Consider the following 19,183-nt stretch of genomic DNA (forward strand, 5'->3'; position numbering starts at 1 on the left):
CCGGCATCTCACTAGGTGTGAGGGGCTGGTGGTGGTCGACCGGCGAGTGATTGTTGGTTGTGAACGAAACACACTATCGGGGTTCTGAGAGAACACGCTCTTCTGGGCTTGTTTTTTCTTGATACTCACTGCTTTCCGCCCGTGACAGTTTTGGCTGTGGGGTGCAGGGTGTGGTGGGTGTGTGTTGTTTGAGAAGTGCATAGTGGATGCGAGCATCTATGCTCAATGATTCGGCTGCCCTTGTGGTGGTTCGGGTGTTGAGTGTGTGTTCTGCAATTTCAATTCTGGTTTATGCGGCTAATACAAAAATTTGTTTTGTCTTGGTTGTGTGAATTTTTTGTGTTTAAGATGTCCACTTTCGTGCCTCACGGCTGCCTCTTTTTGAGGGTGTGGTGGTGGGGTGTGTTTGTGGGTGTTGTTGTAAGTGTTTTAGGGCGTTCGGTGGATGCCTTGGTACCAGGAGCCGATGAAGGACGTAGTAGGCTGCGATAAGCCTCGGGGAGCTGTCAAACGAGCTGTGATCCGAGGGTGTCCGAATGGGGAAACCCAGCACGAGTGATGTCGTGTTACCCACCTGTGAATGTATAGCGGGTGTGGAGGGAACGTGGGGAAGTGAAACATCTCAGTACCCACAGGAAGAGAAAACAATAGTGATTCCGTTAGTAGTGGCGAGCGAACGCGGATGAGGCTAAACCATGCGTATGTGATACCCGGCAGGGGTTGTGCGTGTGGGGTTGTGGGGCCTTCGTTAACTATTCTGCCGGATAGTTGGTTAGTGATAAATCGACATGTTAGGTGAAGTGGCCTGGAATGGTCTGCCGTAGTGGGTGAGAGTCCCGTAGCCGAAAGTGTGTTGACTGACTTCGAGGGTTCCCAAGTAGCAGCGGGCTCGTGGAATCTGCTGTGAATCTGCCGGGACCACCCGGTAAGCCTAAATACTCTCTGGTGACCGATAGCGGACTAGTACCGTGAGGGAAAGGTGAAAAGTACCCCGGGAGGGGAGTGAAATAGTACCTGAAACCGAGCGCTTACAATCCGTCAGAGCTTCCGACACTTTGGTGTGGGGGTGATGGCGTGCCTTTTGAAGAATGAGCCTGCGAGTTAGTGCTCAGTGGCAAGGTTAACCCGTGTGGGGTAGCCGTAGCGAAAGCGAGTCTGAATAGGGCGTTTGAGTCGCTGGGTCTAGACCCGAAGCGGAGTGATCTACCCATGGCCAGGGTGAAGCAGAGGTAAGACTTTGTGGAGGCCCGAACCCACTTCAGTTGAAAATGGAGGGGATGAGTTGTGGGTAGGGGTGAAAGGCCAATCAAACTCCGTGATAGCTGGTTCTCCCCGAAATGCATTTAGGTGCAGCGTTGCGTGTTTCTTACTGGAGGTAGAGCTACTGGATGGCCGATGGGCCCTACTAGGTTACTGACGTCAGCCAAACTCCGAATGCCAGTAAGTGAGAGCGTGGCAGTGAGACTGCGGGGGATAAGCTTCGTAGTCGAGAGGGAAACAGCCCAGATCGCCGGCTAAGGCCCCTAAGCGTGTACTAAGTGGAAAAGGATGTGGGATCGCTGAGACAACCAGGAGGTTGGCTTAGAAGCAGCCACCCTTGAAAGAGTGCGTAATAGCTCACTGGTCAAGTGATTCTGCGCCGACAATTTAGCGGGGCTCAAGTACACCGCCGAAGCCGCGGCACTCACATATTACATCGGCTTGTTCCTGCGGGAGCTTGTCTAGTGGTGTGGGTGGGTAGGGGAGCGTCCTGCATCCATGGAAGCAGCGGAGTGATCTAGCTGTGGAGGGTGTGGGAGTGAGAATGCAGGCATGAGTAGCGAAAGACAAGTGAGAAACTTGTCCGCCGGATGACCAAGGGTTCCTGGGCCAGGTTAATCCGCCCAGGGTGAGTCGGGACCTAAGGCGAGGCCGACAGGCGTAGTCGATGGACAACGGGTTGATATTCCCGTACCCGTGTATCCGCGCCCAATGATGAATCATCTGTACTAACCATCCAAAAGTCTTCTTTGATTTCTTCGGATTTCTCTGGGGATGGCTGCATGGGACCTTGGGTGTAGTAGTCAAGCGATGGGGTGACGCAGGAAGGTAGCTGGGCCAACTGATGGAATAGTTGGTGTAAGCCTGTAGGGAAAGGCATAGGCAAATCCGTGTCTTATATATCCTGAGAGGTGATGCGTAGCCGTTGAGGCGAATTCAGTGATCCTATGCTGTCGAGAAAAGCCTCTAGTGAGTTGGTACACGGCCCGTACCCCAAACCGACACAGGTGGTCAGGTAGAGAATACTAAGGCGATCGAGTGAACTGTGGTTAAGGAACTCGGCAAATTACCCCCGTAACTTCGGGAGAAGGGGGACCACGATTGGTGAAGGACTTGACGTCTGGAGCTGGTGGTGGTCGCAGAGACCAGAGAGAAGCGACTGTTTACTAAAAACACAGGTCCGTGCGAAGTCGTAAGACGATGTATACGGACTGACGCCTGCCCGGTGCTGGAAGGTTAAGAGGACCGGTTAATCAACTTTGTTGGTGAAGCTGAGAATTTAAGCCCCAGTAAACGGCGGTGGTAACTATAACCATCCTAAGGTAGCGAAATTCCTTGTCGGGTAAGTTCCGACCTGCACGAATGGCGTAACGACTTCTCTGCTGTCTCAACCACAGGCTCGGCGAAATTGCAGTACGAGTAAAGATGCTCGTTACGCGCGGCAGGACGAAAAGACCCCGGGACCTTCACTATAGCTTGGTATTGGTGTTCGGTGCGGTTTGTGTAGGATAGGTGGGAGACTGTGAAGCTGGCACGCTAGTGTTGGTGGAGTCGTTGTTGAAATACCACTCTGATCGTATTGGGCTTCTAACCTCGGACCATGATCTGGTTCAGGGACAGTGCCTGGTGGGTAGTTTAACTGGGGCGGTTGCCTCCTAAAATGTAACGGAGGCGCCCAAAGGTTCCCTCAGCCTGGATGGCAATCAGGTGTTGAGTGTAAGTGCACAAGGGAGCTTGACTGTGAGACGTACATGTCGAGCAGGGACGAAAGTCGGGACTAGTGATCCGGCACCGGCAAGTGGAAGCGGTGTCGCTCAACGGATAAAAGGTACCCCGGGGATAACAGGCTGATCTTCCCCAAGAGTCCATATCGACGGGATGGTTTGGCACCTCGATGTCGGCTCGTCGCATCCTGGGGCTGGAGTAGGTCCCAAGGGTTGGGCTGTTCGCCCATTAAAGCGGCACGCGAGCTGGGTTTAGAACGTCGTGAGACAGTTCGGTCTCTATCCGCCGCGCGCGTCTAGAAACTTGAGGAAACCTGTCCCTAGTACGAGAGGACCGGGACGGACGAACCTCTGGTGTGCCAGTTGTTCCGCCAGGAGCACTGCTGGTTAGCTACGTTCGGAAGGGATAACCGCTGAAAGCATCTAAGCGGGAAGCCTGTTCCAAGATGAGGTTTCTCACCCACCTTCGGGTGGGGTAAGGCCCCCTACAGACTATGGGGTTGATAGGCCAGAACTGTAAGCACAGCAATGTGTTCAGGTGACTGGTACTAATCGGCCGAGGACTTACCAACAACACTCACCATTTTAAATGTGTGTGAGTCGAAAGTTGAAGACACACGTGATACGCGTATCCACTATGCACCTCTGAAACAACACACCAACCCGTGTGTAGACTGCGTGAGCGGTCAAAGCTGGGGTTGGTCGGACAGTTTCATAGAGTTACGGCGGCTATAGCGGTGGGGAAACGCCCGGTCCCATTCCGAACCCGGAAGCTAAGCCCACCTGCGCCGATGGTACTGCACTGTAATGGGTGTGGGAGAGTAGGTCACCGCCGAACACAATTTAAGCCAAGCCCCCGAACCAGCAATGGTTCGGGGGCTTGACTCATTTAGGCACCCTCTTCTTCGGGTTCTCCGAGCGGCACCCACTGCACGGTTGCGGGCCAGCACAGGCTCACGGCGGATTAGCCAAAGGTGCAGGTCGACGAATAGATTGGATGGTTATGAGCAGCACTGGTGGTGGTCGCGATGCGGGTGGTCGTGATGCAGGCGGTCGAAACAACGGTCGTCGACGATCAGCGGGTAAGGACACCATGTCCGGGCCGGCGATTGCCGACAACGTTTCGGCCTCCGACTTAGACCCCGAAGTGAGACGGGATCTGCAAGCCCTCGATAAGGCAACCGCAGATCGAGTCGCACGGCACCTCGTTATGGCCTCAGACCTACTTGAGGACGATCCCGAACTGGCTCTCGAGCATGCCCGTGCTGCACGGGCACGAGCAGCACGGATCGGCGTCGTACGAGAAACCGCAGGCATCGTCGCCTATTCGGTCGGTGAGTGGCAGGAAGCCATCTCCGAATTGCGGGCCGCACTGCGGATGAACGGCAACGACGAATTGCTTCCGCTTATTGCAGATAGCGAACGCGGCCTCGGCCATTCGCTACGAGCCGTCGAAATCGCAGACAGTGAAGCCGGAAGGCGTCTCGTCGGCGATAGCGCCCTTGAAATGGCGATGGTGAAGGCCGGCGCATTGATCGACCTTGGGGCCCCCGAGACTGCTGTGAAGTCTCTCGCCACCCATGATCTCAACCCGGGCCGTACCGGGACTGAAGCGGCACGCCTGTTTTATGCCTATGCGTCTGCACTCGATGCAGCCGGACGCCGCAGCGAAGCCGTCACTTGGTTCCAGAATGCCGCGGCCGCCGATATCGATGACCAAACCGACGCCGAGTTCCGCCTGATGGAACTTCTCGAAGGCGCGGCAACCCTGGCAGTGAGCCAGAGCGACAGCAACACTGCCGGCAGTGACGCGACGGAAGAGCAAGCGCAGACACTCGGCGACATGTACGACGTGTTGCTGCTGGATCTGGACGGAACCCTCTATACCGGCACCGATGTAGTTCCCAATGCTCGCGAAGCTGTTGTTGATGCTGGTGACAATGTTCTCTACGTGACGAACAATGCCAGCCGCAGTCCCGCAGAAGTCCGGGAGAAGCTCACCAGCCTCGGATTTCCGGCGACCGCGCAGCAGGTAGTTACCAGCGCACAAGTAGGCGCCCAATTGGTGGCCGAAACCGTCGAACCGGGATCGAAAGTTCTTGTGGTCGGGTCGCAAGCCTTGCGCCAGGAGATTCGGGACGCCGGCCTTGAAGTAGTCGAGTCCGCAGATGATGATCCGGTCGTGGTAATTCAGGGGCACTCACCAGATACCGGATGGGCGCAACTATCGGAAGGGGCGCTCGCGATCCGTCGCGGTGCCACCTGGTTCGCGACCAACGTTGACACCACACTTCCGACCGAACGCGGACTCCTTGTCGGCAACGGTTCCATGGTGGCCGCTGTGGCATCTGCGACCGGGGCTGAGCCCATCGTCGCGGGCAAGCCCGCGGCGCCGATCATGCGTGGCGCACTGGCCCGGACCACCGGCCAACGCCCCCTGATGATTGGTGATCGCCTCGATACCGATATCGAGGGTGCCAATACCGTCGGTATCGACAGTCTCCTCGTGCTCGGTGGAGTCACCACCGGAGTCGAACTGCTGGCAGCCGTCGTCGAGCAGCGACCCACCTACGTTGCGAAAGACATGTCGGCGCTTCGCGAACCGGCGGAGCAATCACTTATCGGTCCTCGGCGAGCGTGGAGTGTTGAGGTCAACCAGCAGCATGTTTCGGTTGGCTCGCGCGGGGACGGGACCGTCGCCGATCTCGCGGCTGCGCTGGCACACGGTGTGTGGACGGCCGATGTTGGCGGATTCGACCTTCGTATCGCGGCCGAAGACGACGCGTCGGAGAAGGCGCTGGTCGAACTCGGGCTTAATCCGTTGCGTTAGCCTGGAGCGGAGATGACTGAATTCAATCCGCAGGGCGTGAACGCCCAGCGACCCGGACCGTCGCCTGCAGCGCTCGCCTCGCAGGCCGCTGAACGGAACGCCGAGCCAGGTAACCCAGCCGAACATCCCGGACTGGCGGATGTGGCAATGCTGCTCGAAGAGGCGGCAATGGTTCGCGAAATGGCCGACGATACCGTCGACCTCGCCTCACTGGGGCGTCAGGCCGAGTTGCTGACCCAAGCGCACGACCAACTGGCAGCAGTCCTGGAAGACGCTGGCCGTGGCTAAGAATCGACAGCCGATTTCTACACGGGTCGAGGTGCGCTGATGGCGGCCCGAGCCCGCCTCGACGCCGAGCTGGTCCGACGGGGGCTGGCGCGCTCCCGGGAAGCAGCGCGCGAGCTGATCGAGGCAGGCAACGTCAAAGTCAACGGCACCCAAGCGAGTAAAGCCGCGACCAACGTCGCTCGAGACACCCCGATCGTGGTGGTCGAAGAAGTCGACACCGAGCATTGGGCCTCTCGGGGAGCGCACAAGCTCCTTGGGGCACTGGAAGCGTTCGAACCGCTTGGCGTCACCGTCGATGGCAAGCGCTGCCTCGATGCCGGAGCGTCGACCGGCGGATTCACCGACGTCCTCCTGCGGCGCGGCGCACGGGAAGTCGAGGCGGTGGACGTCGGCTACGGACAGCTCGTCTGGAAGCTGCAAACCGACGAGCGCGTCCACGTGCACGACCGGACCAATGTGCGGAGCCTGACCCCCGACGACATTGGCGGACCGGTCGACTTGATTGTCGGTGATCTGTCATTTATTTCGCTGAAGCTGGTTCTCCCCGCGTTGGCGGCCTGCCTGCAGCCCGGCGGCGACGCCTTGCCAATGGTGAAGCCACAGTTTGAGGTCGGCAAGGATCGTGTGGGTTCCGGTGGTGTGGTTCGCGACCCGGCACTGCGTGCCGAGGCGGTCGAAGATGTAGCTGTTACCGCAGCGAGGCTGGGACTGCGTACCCGGGCCGTGGTCGCGAGTCCGTTGCCTGGGCCATCTGGGAATGTTGAGTTCTTCCTATGGCTGCACAAGCCGTTGGCCGACGATGAGGCCGGAGAGCGGCCAGATACCGTTAATGCAAGTGAGGTCGATCCAAGCCAACGGTGGGCTGACGGAGAAGAAGGTCAGCGGATTCGAGCCATGATCGATCAAGCCGTCGCCGACGGACCGCAATAGAGAGGGGGACCGAAGATGCCAACACCCGACAATGTGGGGGAGCACCGCCGGACATTCCTCGTTGTTGCGCACACCGGCCGCGACGAGGTCACCAACACGCTCCTGACCATCGCCCGGCGCTGCGGGGAAGCGGGTATTGCCCTGCGGGTGGTGGACCACGACACCAGGCTGCCCGCACAGCCCTTTGTTCAGACGCATCCCGTCGACCCGCAGATGCTGCGGGAAGCGGGCGCTGAAGTAGAAGTGACACAAGCCGATTCGGCGTCTGCTCAAGGCTGCGAGTTGGTCCTCGTCCTCGGCGGCGACGGCACCTTCCTGCGTGCCGCTGAGCTTGCGTACCCGGCTGGCGTACCGATCATGGGCGTCAACCTGGGACACATTGGCTTCCTCGCAGAAGCCGAAGCCCACAGCATCGACGAAGTGCTCGACCGTCTCATCGGCGGCGAATACCGAGTTGTTGATCGTATGGTGCTCGACGTCGGCGTCGTGGACCCCGGTAGCGACGTGCCACGGTCGGTCGACTGGGCTCTCAACGAGGTTGTCGTCCAGAACTCGACGCATAACGGTGTCCTCGAATTGGTCATCGAAGTCGACGGCCGCCCGGTGGCCGCATTCGGTGCCGACGGGCTTCTGGTGTCGACACCAACCGGGTCGACGGCGTACGCGTTCTCCGCGGGAGGGCCGGTTATGTGGCCGGACCTCGAAGCGATCCTTGTGGTGCCGAGCAACGCGCATGCACTCTTCGCCCGCCCGATGGTGACCAGCCCGCGGTCGCGGGTGGCGGTTGAGGTCCATCGCGACGGGCGCGACGGAGTTGCTCTGTGCGACGGTCGTCGGATCCTTGACGTTCCGGCCGGATCACGCGTGGAGGTAGTTCGCGCACAGCGTTCACTGCGCTGGGTGCGGATTAACTCCGAGCCATTCGCCGACCGTCTCGTCACCAAATTCTCGCTGCCGGTTACCGGTTGGCGTGGAAGGAGCTGAACTCTCAGGTGCTGGAAGAACTCTCCATCCGCAGTCTGGGCGTCCTCGAATCCGCATCGGCACAGTTTCATCCCGGTTTCACCGTCCTGACCGGTGAAACCGGAGCCGGTAAGACGATGATCGTGACGAGCCTGCGACTGCTGTCCGGGGCTCGAGCCGATGCCGGTCGTGTCCGCACGGGCGATGCCAAAGCTATCGTTGAGGGCCGGTTTCGGCTTCCGGCGGATCGCGGTGATGTCGCAGCCATGCTCGACGACGCCGGTGCCGAACTCGATGACGACGACACTGTCATCGCGGCGCGCACCGTCAACGCTGATGGTCGTTCTCGGGCACACCTGGGTGGTCGATCGGTACCTGTCGGGACGCTTGCCCAGTTGACCGGGGAACTACTCGCCATCCACGGACAGAACGACCAGTTGCGATTGATTCGTCCCGATCAGCAGCGCGGTGCCCTGGACCGCTATTCCGGTTCGGCCGCGACGACTGTCCTGAAGAAGTACCGGGCCGCGCGCACCGAGTGGGTGGAGATTCTTGACGAACTCGATCGCCGCCGTGCAAATTCTCGCGAACTGGCGCAGGAGGCGGACCGTCTGCGGTTCGGCATTGACGAAATCGCCGCGGTAGCACCGGAACCAGGCGAAGACTCGGATCTCGTCACCACCATTCGACGGATGACCGACTTGGAAGAGATCCGAGACACCGCCGTGCGGGCGCAGGGGATTGTGGCCGGTTCCGACGGATCGTCGGTGATTGACGGCCTCGGCACTGTGCGTTCATTGCTGGAATCGGCGTCCGATGACGCACTCCGCGAGTTGTATCCCCGCGTGGCAGAAGCGTTGACCGTCGTGGCCGACCTCGGACAGGAACTCACCGCCTACCTCGGTGGTCTTCCCGAAGATGCGGGCGATCTTGACGCTCTGCTGAATCGCCAGGCAGCGCTTAAGGCGCTCACGCGAAAGTATGCCGCGGATGTCGACGGTGTTCTCGCCTGGCGTGATGAGGCAGAACGGCGGCTGGCACAGATCGACGATCCAGAAGGGTCCATCGACGAACTCGAGCGCAACGCCGAGCACGCGCGCGCAAAGGTCACCGAGCTTGCGGGCAAACTGCATTCACAGCGCGTCAAGTCGGCAAAGAGTCTGGCGAGTAAGGTCTCTGCCGAACTCACCGGCCTGGCAATGGGTGGCTCGGAGCTATCTGTGTCGGTGTCGCTGCTGTCGGCAGAAGATGATCGGCTGGCAATAGAAATCGACGGGCAACGTGCACACGCGGGTGGCGACGGCGCCGATCGTGTTGAGTTCGGACTGGTTTCACACAAGGGTGCTGCGCCGCTGCCGATCGCGAAGTCGGCGTCCGGCGGTGAACTCTCACGCGTGATGCTGGCATTGGAAGTGGTTCTGGCGGAACCTGATTCAGGTGGCGTCATGGTGTTCGACGAGGTTGACGCAGGCGTTGGCGGGGCGGCGGCCGTTCAAATTGGTGCACGCCTGGCGCGACTGGCTCGGCGACACCAGGTGATCGTTGTGACGCACCTGCCTCAGGTAGCGGCGTTCGCCGACACTCACTTGGTCATTGGCAAATCCGGCGGGGGCAAACAGGGCAAGCAGCGCTCGACACTCACCAGCCTGGAGCGTGACGAGCGAATCGCTGAACTGGCGCGCATGCTGGCCGGACTCGGCGATTCGGAGACCGGGCGGGCACACGCCGAAGAACTGCTGGCGACAGCCGAACAGGCACGTTCGGCTAGCTAGCGGGTCGCTGTCGCACCCGCTTCCCCCATCAACCGCTTGTTTCCAATGTGGCGAAAGTTGACATTGGTACGGCGCGCCTCCGTGTTACTTCTGTGACTCGAGGTCACTATGGGACGCATGAGGATGCCAGCGTTGCTCTCCCGTAACACCGAAGCTCTCCCCGGAATCACCGGGATTGCCCGAATCGACAAAGACGTGAAACGGTTGGTCAGTCGCGTCGATCACGGTGCCATCGTGATCCTCGATCAAATCGACCTCGACCGGGTCACCGCAGACGCGCTCGTCGAAGCCGAGGTCGCCGCGGTCATCAACGTTTCGCAGTCGATCACCGGTCGCTACCCGAACCTCGGTCCCGAGGTGCTCGTCGCGTCGAACATTGTGCTCATCGACAATGTGGGACCCGAAGTGTTCTCGCGGGTCAAAGACGGCACCCGCGTCCGCTTGAACGAAGGAAAGCTATACATCGGTGAGCGGGTTGTCGCCCGCGGTCAAGAGTTGACCGAGCGCGACATCGCCGACCTGATGCTCGACGCCAAGAGTGGTTTGGTCGACCATCTCGAAGCGTTCTCCGGCAACACCATCGAGTTCATTCGCAGCGAATCACCGCTACTGATCGACGGCGTCGGCGTTCCCAAGGTCAACGTCAACCTCGACAAGCGTCACGTGGTGATTGTGGCCGAAGGATCCGATCGTGCGATGGATCTGAAGGCACTCAAACCCTTCATCAAGGAGTACCAGCCGGTCATGATCGGTGTGGGGGCTGGCGCCGACACCATCATGAAAGCCGGATACCGGCCGTCGATCATCGTCGGCGACCCGGACTCGATGAAAGTGGAAACGCTCAAGTGCGGTGCCGAGGTGGTCCTGCCCGCCGATCCGGACGGTCACGCCCCCGGCCTCGAACGTATTCAGGACCTCGGTATCGGAGCCACGACGTTCCCGGCTGCGGGCTCGGCAGGCGACCTTGCGTTGCTGCTCGCCGACTATCACGACGCCGCACTGATCGTGACCGCCGGATTCAGCGGATCGCTGAACGACTTCTTCGACCGTGAACTGCGAGACCAGATCCCGTCGCGTTTCCTGACCCGCCTCAAGGTGGGACCCAAACTTGTTGACGCCAAGGCTGTTGCCACGCTCTACCGCAGTCGGGTCAGTGGCACCTTGATCGCCATGTTGATGATCGCCGCGCTCGTCGCGATCATCGCGACCGTCGTCATCACGCAGGGCGGCGGCGCGGCGGCCAGCGATTGGATCGTGGATCAGTGGAATGCGTTGGCAGACTGGGTTTCCAGCGTTTGGACTACTAAATGATTGGACTCCGGAGCCGTAAATGATCTCCATGCGACAGCACGCAATATCGTTGATCGCGGTGTTTGTGGCCCTGACCCTGGGACTTTTCCTGGGGTCGGGGTTCATTGGTGACCGGGTCAATTCGCTGACCGGCACCGACCGCGACAAGATTGGCAAGCTGCAAGACCAGAACGAGGTCTTGAACACCGAAGTCGGCAACGACAACGCGTTCATCAAGGCTATTGGACCGCAGCTGACGAAGAACATGCTCGACAAGCGCAGCGTGCTTGTCGTGACCGCACCCGATGCCGCCGACGGTGACGTTGAAGAGCTCAAGGGACTGATTAACGACGCTGGCGGCACCGTTTCCGGGCAGATGGCTCTGACGACGACGCTGGTGCGCGATGAGCAGGCTTCCAAGCTGCGGACCGTTGTCGACCAGTCGATACCGGCGGGTGCCCAGTTGCGCGTTGAATACACCGACTCCGGTTCACGAATTGGCGACCTCCTCGGCGTAGCGCTGCTGTCGCGGGCCGGGCAGAAGCCAGCCTCCGACGCCGACCGGTCGACGGTGCTGCAGACGCTGCGCCAGGGAGGATTCCTGGAGTTTGCGGAGGGATCGATCAAGCCCGCCGATCTCGTCTTGGTAGTGACCGGCGGTGCGCTTCCCGCCGACTCCGGGGCACAGGGCCAACTCGTTGGTCGCCTTGCCGCTGCGATGGCCTCACGCGGCCAAGGTGGGGCGCTCGTCGGCCGTAACGGTTCGGCAGATGGCGGTTCGGGTATCAGCGTCGTCCGATCGGATCCGTCGCTGAACAATGCCGTCAGTACCGTCGACAACATCAACCAGGAGACCGGACAGCTCACCACCGTCATGGCGTTGAGCGATGAAACACAGGGACGAACGGGTGCCTACGGTACCGGCACCGGGGCGACCGCCATCACAGTCGGGGCTGCGCCAGCGAAGTAATCGGTGCGAAACCCCAGGACGACGCGCGAGTTCACGGTCACAACACACCGAATGACTGTGGTGTTCGCTGCTCATGGCCGCAATCGGGTCAACTGCTGTTAGGCTGAAGTCCCGTAGGTATTAACGATTCGCACTTCAGGCTTGAGTCGCCCGACGGGAGAAAAATTGCGATCACTGCGTGGCAAGCGCGCCGGAGCTAAGCACATCTTTGTGACCGGTGGTGTCGCTTCGTCATTAGGAAAAGGTCTGACGGCTTCGAGCCTGGGACAACTCCTCACCGCACGGGGGATGCGGGTGACGATGCAGAAGGTCGACCCCTATCTCAACGTCGACCCAGGCACGATGAACCCTTTCCAGCACGGGGAAGTTTTTGTCACCGAAGACGGTGCCGAGACCGACCTCGATGTTGGCCACTACGAACGTTTCCTGGACCGGAACCTTTCTGGCTCGGCCAATGTCACCACCGGACAGGTCTACTCGACTGTCATCGCGAAGGAACGTCGCGGCGAGTACCTCGGCGACACCGTCCAGGTGATCCCGCATATCACCGACGAACTGAAGTCGCGAATGATCGCGATGCACAATCCTGACGCCGACGGCGAAACACCGGATGTCGTGATTACCGAAATCGGTGGCACGGTCGGTGACATTGAATCGCAGCCGTTCTTGGAGGCCGCGCGCCAGATCCGCCACGACTTGGGCCGCGAAAATGTCTTCTTTCTGCACGTTTCGCTGGTTCCGTACCTGGCACCGTCCGGTGAGCTCAAGACCAAGCCCACCCAGCATTCAGTTGCCGCTCTGCGCAGCATTGGTATTCAGCCCGATGCGCTGATTCTGCGGTGTGACCGCCCGGTGCCGGAAGCCTTGAAGAAGAAGATCGCGCTGATGTGCGACGTTGATATTGACGGCTGCATCTCGACGCCCGACGCGCCGTCGATCTACGACATTCCGAAGGTCCTGCACTCCGAGCAACTGGACGCCTACGTGGTGCGTCAGTTGGGTCTGCCGTTCCGCGACGTTGACTGGACTGTGTGGGGCGACCTCCTCGACCGTGTCCACTCGCCGCGAGAGACAGTACGAATTGCCTTGGTCGGCAAGTACATTGACCTGCCCGACGCATACCTGTCGGTGACCGAAGCGATTCGTGCCGGCGGTTTCGCGCACCGGACGCGCACCGAAATCTCCTGGGTTCCATCGGACGACTGCGAAACTCCCGAGGGTGCACAGGCGGCCCTGCGCGACGTCGACGGTGTCCTGGTGCCCGGTGGCTTCGGTATCCGCGGTATTGAAGGCAAGCTGGGTGCCATCACCTACGCGCGCGAACACGGGATCCCGCTTCTTGGGCTGTGCCTCGGTTTGCAGTGCGTGGTGATCGAAGCAGCACGCCAGGCCGGACTCGCCGACGCCAGTTCCACCGAGTTCGACCCTGACACCCCGTCACCGGTCATCGCGACGATGGTCGATCAGAAGGCTGCGGTCGCGGGCGACGCCGATCTCGGCGGCACCATGCGACTCGGTGCCTACCCGGCAACACTGCTGGCGGGTTCACAGGTTGCTCGCTCGTACGGGACCACCGAAGTGAGCGAACGTCACCGTCACCGGTTCGAGGTCAACAACGACTACCGCGACACCATCGCCAAAGCCGGCCTCGTTATCTCGGGGACGTCACCGGACGGGAACCTCGTCGAATTCGTCGAGTACCCGAAGGAAGTTCATCCGTTCCTTGTCGCCACCCAGGCGCATCCGGAACTGAAGAGCCGCCCGACGCGTCCGCACCCGCTGTTCAAGTCGTTCATCGAAGCCGCGCTCAAGTACAAGACAGCGGTTCGGCTGCCAGTGGAACTCGACGGTTACGACCCCACCGACGTTGAGGGCGACGTCGTCGCCGATGCAACCAGCGTCAAGTAGTCGGATCAACTCGGCATGACGGAAGCAGGTACGCACGAGTTCACGACAACGTCGTCACGAACGGAGTACTCCGGTGCAATCCTGGCACTTCGCGTCGACGACGTGACCATGCCGGGCGGGCGATCGGCGAAGCGGGAAGTCGTCGAACACCACGGCGCAGTCGCCGTCGTCGCACGTGACGGCGACGGTCGTATCGCGATGGTCCGTCAGTATCGGCATCCGGTGGGGCGACGTCTGTTGGAGTTGCCCGCCGGATTGCTCGATGGCGGACCCGATGAGGACCCATTGACGGCTGCCCAGCGGGAACTGGCGGAGGAGGCTGACCTGGCTGCCACGCGCTGGCGACTCCTGGTGGATCTCGTGGTGTCGCCGGGATTCACGGATGAAGCCTTGCGGGTGTACCTCGCCGAAGACCTGACCGAGTTGGCGGCCGCCGACCGGGAGCACGAGGAAGCCGACCTGGTTCTGGAGTGGGTTCCGCTCTCCGAGGCCGTCCGACTCGCTCTCTCTGGCGAGATTGTTAACGCCACTGCGGTTGCCGGAATTCTGGCAACGGCGGCAGCGGATGCGGCCAGCATCGACCTCCGCGCGACAACGGCACCCTGGCTCGATGAGCCGACCGCTTTTGCGGCACGCAAGTAAGCGAAGAAGGCGATGGCGGAACTTTCTACATCGGCTGAGGTAAGTTCCGCGATCGCGCTCTACCTTGATCACCTGACCGTCGAACGTGGTTCGGCCGTCAACACGGTGGTGTCGTACCGGCGTGACCTTGACCGGTATCGAGAGTTTCTGGCCGGGCGCGGTATCACCGATATGCGTCGGGTCGATGAGGAGACCGTCCGTGAGTTTTTGGTCGCGCTCAGGCGCGGTGACCCGGAACGCCAGGTGCCAGGGCTCGCCGACTCGTCCGTTGCTCGCACCTTGGTGGCGGCGCGCGGCTTTCATAAGTTCTGCGCGGCGGAGGGACTCACCGTCACCGACGTTGCCCGCACAGTTCGGCCGCCGAAACCCGCTCGACGACTTCCCAAATCGCTACCCGTCGACGATGTGCTCGCGATTCTGGAAGCCGCCGGGATCGGCGACGGGCCGCGAAGTCTCCGGGATCGCGCGCTCGTGGAACTGCTGTATAGCTGCGGTGCTCGTATCTCAGAGGTCACTTCGCTCGACATCGATGACCTCGACCTGGAACATCGAGCCGTTATTCTGCGCGGCAAAGGCGGCAAGGAACGAATCGTCCCCGTCGGCGGACCCGCAATCGATGCGGTGGATGCCTACCTTGTTCGCGGACGGCCCGCGTTAATCAAGAAGTCGACGCCCGCACTGTTCTTGAATATTCGCGGTGGACGCCTCTCACGCCAGAGCGCTTGGCAGGTATTGGTTGATGCCGCGGCACGAGCCGGGATTGACAAAGAAGTCTCGCCGCACACGATGCGCCACAGTTTCGCGACCCACTTGCTCGACGGCGGTGCCGATGTCCGCGTTGTTCAAGAACTGCTCGGGCATTCGTCCGTGACCACGACACAGGTCTACACCCTGGTGACGGTCAATACGATGCGTGAGGTCTACGCGACTGCGCACCCGCGGGCCAGGTAGCAGTGAACGCGCAAACTACCGGGACCGGGCCACCAATTCCTTCGTCGCTGGCAAGACCGTCGTACCGATTTCCTCGATCTCGGCGGCATCGTCGGTGGCAAAGATGAAGCCGCTGATGCCGTAGTTTTGCGTCAGTTCGGCAAGGTCGGTCGCCCACGATTCCGGCGGACCGGTCAAGAAGCCGGTACGGGAACTAGCGAAAGTGCCCGACAGGTTCAGGTAGCGGCGAATCGACGCCGGGTCACGCCCGGCCCCGCGGGCCGCGCCGTCAATAATGGCATTCAATCCAGGCAGCGCTTGCGCTCCGCCCTTCACGTTCCCCAATGACGGCAGCCACCCGTCACATTTGCGGCCGATTAAATCGAGCATGCGTGGACCCAGTGCGCCGAGGGCGATACTGATCGGGTGCGCCGGTGCCGGGCCGCGTTTTGCGCCGTCGATGGGGTAGAAGTCGCCGGGAAGAAAGACGCCGCCGCGTTCGGAGGTGTCCCACAGTGCGCGCATCACGTCCACCGCTTCCTCAACCGCGCGACGGGCTTCGCCGGGTGTTCGGCGCGGCCCGCCCATCGCGACGAGCGCGTCGACGAAACCGCCTGCCCCCAATGCGATCTCGCATCGACCGCCAGAAAGTAGGTCGAGGCTGGCGGCCGCGCGCGCCAAAACTGCCGGAGGTCTCAAGGGAAGGTTGAGGACATTCCCAGACAGTTTCACACGTTCGGTTCGGGCCGCGATGTAGCTGAGCAGGGTCCACGTGTCGAGGAACCTCGGCTGGTACGGATGGTCCTGGATGGTCACCGAGTCGAAGCCCGCATCTTCGGCGGTTAAGGCCAGGTCGACGGCCTGTTGAGGTGCTGCCGAGGAGGGAGTGAGGAACACTCCAAATTGGAGATCGAGCCCATAATCAGTCATCGGAAATCCCCTCAATTTGCCATGCGATTTGTCTGCAAGTCTACGGACGAATCGGACCCGTGGCGGGCCCTGCGGAGCGCCTCGACGATCCGTTGACCGGAACACACTAGGATCATTGGAGATATGAAATTCAGGGGCACGACCGGGGAGGAGCATCAATCAGGTGAGTGCATCCCATCCTGGTAGGAAGCCGGAGCAGGGCGAACTCGATGTGAATGCTGAAAAGCTCGGGCCCACTGGTCGGCCCTACCGCGACATCCCCGAACCCCAGCGGATCGACAAGCACGGTCCCGCCGTCATCATCGCCATGTGCAACCAAAAAGGCGGCGTCGGCAAGACTACTTCGACGATCAATCTCGGTGCGGCCCTTGCCGAATACGGTCGGCGTGTCCTTCTTGTCGACCTTGACCCGCAGGGCGCGCTTTCGGCGGGCCTCGGCGTTCCGCACCATGATCTCGACAAAACTGTTCATAACTTGCTCGTCCCGCCGTATGCGTCAACTGACGACGTACTGATGCGGACGCGTGTCGACGGCTTGGACCTGCTGCCGTCGAACATCGACTTGTCTGCCGCCGAGATCCAACTGGTCACCGAGGTTGGCCGCGAGCAGGCATTGGCGCGGGCGCTGCACCCGGTCGCCGACCGCTACGACTACATCCTCATCGACTGCCAGCCATCCCTCGGCCTGCTGACCGTCAACGCACTGGCATGCGCGGACAATGTGATCATTCCGATGGAGTGCGAGTACTTCAGCCTGCGAGGCCTCGCACTGCTCACCGACACCATCGACAAAGTGCACGACCGTCTCAACATGAAACTTGAGCTTGGCGGCATCCTGGTCACGATGTTCGACCAACGCACCCTGCACTCGCGGGAAGTGATGGCGCGTGTCGTCGAAGTCTTCGGTGACGCCGTCTACGACACGGTGATCAACCGGACGGTCAGATTCCCGGAAACCTCCGTTGCTGGGGAACCAATCACCTCGTGGGCACCGAAATCGTCCGGCGCCATTGCCTATCGGAACTTGGCACGAGAGGTGATCGCCGGCAACGAGTCCGGCGAGTGAGCCAGCCTTCAGGCGAAATGGCGACCGACGTCGTGGCGGCTGTGACCTCCGAAGCCGAGACCGTCGACGTACCGTCCGGCAAGTTCAAGGTCGAATTAGCGAACTTTTCCGGTCCGTTCGATCTGCTCCTCAACCTGATCAGTCAGCGGCGACTTGACGTCACCGAGGTGGCACTGCATGTCGTGACCGATGATTTCATCGCCTATACGAAAGCGTTGGGTCCCGAGTCCGACCTTGAACAGACGACTGAGTTCCTGGTTATCGCGGCCACTCTGCTCGATTTGAAGGCCGCGAGGCTCCTGCCTTCGGGGGAGGTGGAAGACCCGGAAGATCTCGCTCTGCTCGAGGCCCGCGACCTGCTATTCGCGCGCTTGCTCCAGTACCGCGCATACAAGCAGGTGGCTGTGCTGTTTGGTGAGTTGGAAGCTGCCGCGCTGCAGCGGTACCCGCGTGCGACGTCGTTGGAGGACCGCTTCGCCGATCTACTTCCCGAAGTGGAGCTCGGAGTGACTCCGCAACGGTTCGCCGAAATCGCTGCTGCCGCCTTCATTCCGAAGGTACAGCCGACGGTCGGACTCGATCACCTGCACGGATCGAGCGTGTCGGTTCCCGAACAGGCGCTACGCCTGACGGAACTGTTGACTGCGGAGCCAGGGCAGTGGCTGACCTTTTCCCAGCTGGTTGCCGAGTGTGATAGTGGTCTCGAAGTGGTCGCCCGATTCTTGGGCTTACTCGAGTTGTACCGGGAGCGGGCCATCGTCTTCGACCAGCCCGAAGCGCTCGGGGAACTAAAAGTCAGTTGGACCGGCGACCGCGACAGCGCCGAGATCGACATCGAAAAGTCGGAGGACTACGGATGACAGACGATGCTGCACTGGGCGAGGACTCCCCAGTCGAGGTTGGCGACATCGAATCGGGCCCGGCCGAGGCGAGCGAGATCGAATCGAATGAACTCGAACCCGATGAGCTCGATCACCTCGACGATGACGAACTTAAGGCCGCCCTCGAAGCGGTGCTGCTCGTCGTCGATACTCCCGCGACCGTCGAAGAACTGGCCTCGGCCATCGAGGAAAAGCCCGCACGCATCCGAAAGATGTTGCGGCAGATGAGTGCTCAGCTCACTGAGGCAAGGAGCGGGATTGATCTCCGCTTTGCCGGTGACGGCTGGCGGTTCTACACCCGCAACGACTATGCACCGTACGTCGAGAAACTTTTGCTCGACGGCACGCGCAGCAAACTCACCCGCGCGGCCCTTGAGACGCTGGCAGTGGTGGCCTATCGCCAACCGGTCACGAGGGCGCGAGTCAGCGCTATCCGCGGGGTCAATGTGGACGGCGTGGTGCGAACACTCCTAGCTCGCGGACTGATCAGCGAAGCCGGGACCGACGAGAACACGACCGGCACCCTCTACGTGACGACCGAACTGTTCCTGGAGCGGTTGGGACTGGCGTCGCTGAGTGAACTGCCCGACATTGCGCCGCTCCTACCCGGTGTCGACTCCATCGACGACATCGGAGACGAGGTCCTGGACGATCCTCGATTCGCCAAACTGGGGAATAACCAGGCAGAATCGAGTGTTGACGTTTCGGCGCAGGCATTGGCAGAAGCCGATGAGGCATAGTTCGCCAATCTCGACCTGCACCAAAATTTCGATCCACGTAAATCAATACAGCTGAAGGA

14 protein-coding genes and 2 rRNA genes are annotated in these 19,183 nt (G+C 60.8%); 15 read left to right on the forward strand and 1 reads right to left on the reverse strand.

Features of this window, described 5'->3' with window-relative positions; genetic code table 11:
• Nucleotides 1–418: 418 nt before the first annotated feature.
• The 12 genes from AC1L34_RS03725 (at nt 419) to xerD (ending at nt 15,528) form a co-directional block, all read left to right on the forward strand.
• Nucleotides 419–3,556: ribosomal RNA gene (locus tag AC1L34_RS03725) — 23S ribosomal RNA — on the forward strand.
• Nucleotides 3,557–3,705: 149 nt separating this feature from the next.
• A 5S ribosomal RNA gene (gene rrf / locus AC1L34_RS03730) occupies nt 3,706–3,822 on the forward strand.
• Nucleotides 3,823–3,987: 165 nt separating this feature from the next.
• Nucleotides 3,988–5,814 (forward strand): HAD-IIA family hydrolase, encoded by a 1,827-nt coding sequence (locus AC1L34_RS03735; RefSeq protein ID WP_424324796.1) that lies wholly within the window; start codon nt 3,988–3,990, stop codon nt 5,812–5,814.
• Nucleotides 5,815–5,826: 12 nt separating this feature from the next.
• Nucleotides 5,827–6,102: a hypothetical protein gene (locus tag AC1L34_RS03740; RefSeq protein WP_424321864.1), complete on the forward strand. Its 276-nt coding sequence runs from the start codon at nt 5,827–5,829 to the stop codon at nt 6,100–6,102.
• Between the two features lie 39 nt (nt 6,103–6,141).
• Nucleotides 6,142–7,032 carry a TlyA family RNA methyltransferase gene (locus AC1L34_RS03745; RefSeq protein ID WP_424324797.1) on the forward strand — a complete coding sequence of 297 codons (891 nt, stop codon included), beginning with the start codon at nt 6,142–6,144 and terminating at the stop codon, nt 7,030–7,032.
• A 15-nt stretch (nt 7,033–7,047) separates the two neighbouring features.
• Entirely contained in the window at nt 7,048–8,016 is a 969-nt protein-coding gene (locus AC1L34_RS03750) for an NAD kinase (protein ID WP_424293203.1), read from the forward strand.
• An 8-nt stretch (nt 8,017–8,024) separates the two neighbouring features.
• Nucleotides 8,025–9,767, forward strand: a complete 1,743-nt coding sequence (recN, locus tag AC1L34_RS03755) for a DNA repair protein RecN (protein ID WP_424293204.1) — start codon at nt 8,025–8,027, stop codon at nt 9,765–9,767.
• A gap of 123 nt (nt 9,768–9,890) precedes the next feature.
• Complete coding sequence (gene steA, locus AC1L34_RS03760; protein WP_424324802.1) at nt 9,891–11,078, forward strand: putative cytokinetic ring protein SteA; 1,188 nt, start codon at nt 9,891–9,893, stop codon at nt 11,076–11,078.
• Nucleotides 11,079–11,097: 19 nt separating this feature from the next.
• On the forward strand, nt 11,098–12,027 hold the full coding sequence (locus AC1L34_RS03765) for a copper transporter (protein WP_424293205.1): 930 nt from the start codon (nt 11,098–11,100) through the stop codon (nt 12,025–12,027).
• Nucleotides 12,028–12,192: 165 nt separating this feature from the next.
• Nucleotides 12,193–13,935, forward strand: coding sequence for a CTP synthase (locus AC1L34_RS03770; RefSeq protein WP_424293206.1), 1,743 nt, complete (start codon nt 12,193–12,195; stop codon nt 13,933–13,935).
• A 15-nt stretch (nt 13,936–13,950) separates the two neighbouring features.
• The gene (locus AC1L34_RS03775; protein WP_424321863.1) at nt 13,951–14,577 is read left to right on the forward strand and encodes an NUDIX domain-containing protein; all 627 of its coding nucleotides are present in this window, start codon (nt 13,951–13,953) and stop codon (nt 14,575–14,577) included.
• A gap of 12 nt (nt 14,578–14,589) precedes the next feature.
• Nucleotides 14,590–15,528 carry a site-specific tyrosine recombinase XerD gene (gene xerD, locus AC1L34_RS03780; protein ID WP_424293208.1) on the forward strand — a complete coding sequence of 313 codons (939 nt, stop codon included), beginning with the start codon at nt 14,590–14,592 and terminating at the stop codon, nt 15,526–15,528.
• A 15-nt stretch (nt 15,529–15,543) separates the two neighbouring features.
• Here xerD and AC1L34_RS03785 read toward each other — a convergent pair whose 3' ends face one another.
• Complete coding sequence (locus tag AC1L34_RS03785) at nt 15,544–16,437, reverse strand: LLM class flavin-dependent oxidoreductase (protein WP_424293209.1); 894 nt, start codon at nt 16,435–16,437, stop codon at nt 15,544–15,546.
• Nucleotides 16,438–16,600: 163 nt separating this feature from the next.
• Here AC1L34_RS03785 and AC1L34_RS03790 point away from each other — a divergent pair, with 163 nt between their 5' ends.
• The 3 genes from AC1L34_RS03790 to scpB are packed head-to-tail and all read left to right on the forward strand — an operon-like array spanning nt 16,601 to nt 19,124.
• Nucleotides 16,601–17,503, forward strand: a complete 903-nt coding sequence (locus AC1L34_RS03790) for a ParA family protein (protein ID WP_424293210.1) — start codon at nt 16,601–16,603, stop codon at nt 17,501–17,503.
• A 17-nt stretch (nt 17,504–17,520) separates the two neighbouring features.
• Nucleotides 17,521–18,363, forward strand: a complete 843-nt coding sequence (locus tag AC1L34_RS03795; protein ID WP_424324803.1) for a segregation and condensation protein A — start codon at nt 17,521–17,523, stop codon at nt 18,361–18,363.
• The gene (gene scpB, locus AC1L34_RS03800) at nt 18,360–19,124 is read left to right on the forward strand and encodes an SMC-Scp complex subunit ScpB (RefSeq protein ID WP_424293211.1); all 765 of its coding nucleotides are present in this window, start codon (nt 18,360–18,362) and stop codon (nt 19,122–19,124) included. The genes AC1L34_RS03795 and scpB overlap by 4 nt, the downstream gene beginning before the upstream one ends.
• Nucleotides 19,125–19,183 lie beyond the last annotated feature (59 nt).

The organism is Gordonia sp. 34D (assembly GCF_056682775.1).